At 61.2% G+C, this 449-nt stretch carries 1 protein-coding gene; it reads left to right on the forward strand.

The genetic code is table 11. The features are described 5' to 3' along the window. Positions 1-156: 156 nt before the first annotated feature. Positions 157-449 (forward strand): glycosyltransferase family 2 protein (locus AC5RWX_RS34325; protein ID WP_494100585.1); only part of this gene is annotated, 293 nt, incomplete at its 3' end.

Here is a 449-nt window from a genome sequence, read left to right on the forward strand (position 1 = left end):
CAGCATCAGCGACGCAGGCGCGGTTTCGTTCGGTTGATTGACTTCCAGTAACCTTGTACTGGACGCCGTCCACATCGTCTGCGGTGTCCGCTGTTGTCTCCGTGGGCGCCATCTGGCAGGGACTCGACTCATCGACGACTACTAGGAACGCTACCAATGACTACGGAGCAGAAGCCATGCGTGTCAGCCGTGGTACCCGCGATCCGACTAGATTCCTGGCTCGATCAAGCTTTGGATTCGCTACTTCAGCAGGATGGCGTGGACCTGCAACTCATCGTCATTCTTGACGGCGTTGAGGAGGACGGATACCGGCCGTGGATGGAGGAGTCCCGTGTGACTGTCCTCAGAAACCCGGTCCGGTTGGGGGTCGGGGCGACGCTCCGCAGGGCTATGTCCGAGGCACGCGGCGAGTTCGTTGCCCGGTTGGACGCGGACGACATCGCCCTGCC

The sequence above is a fragment of the Arthrobacter sp. SPT-J7 genome, from assembly GCF_059089965.1.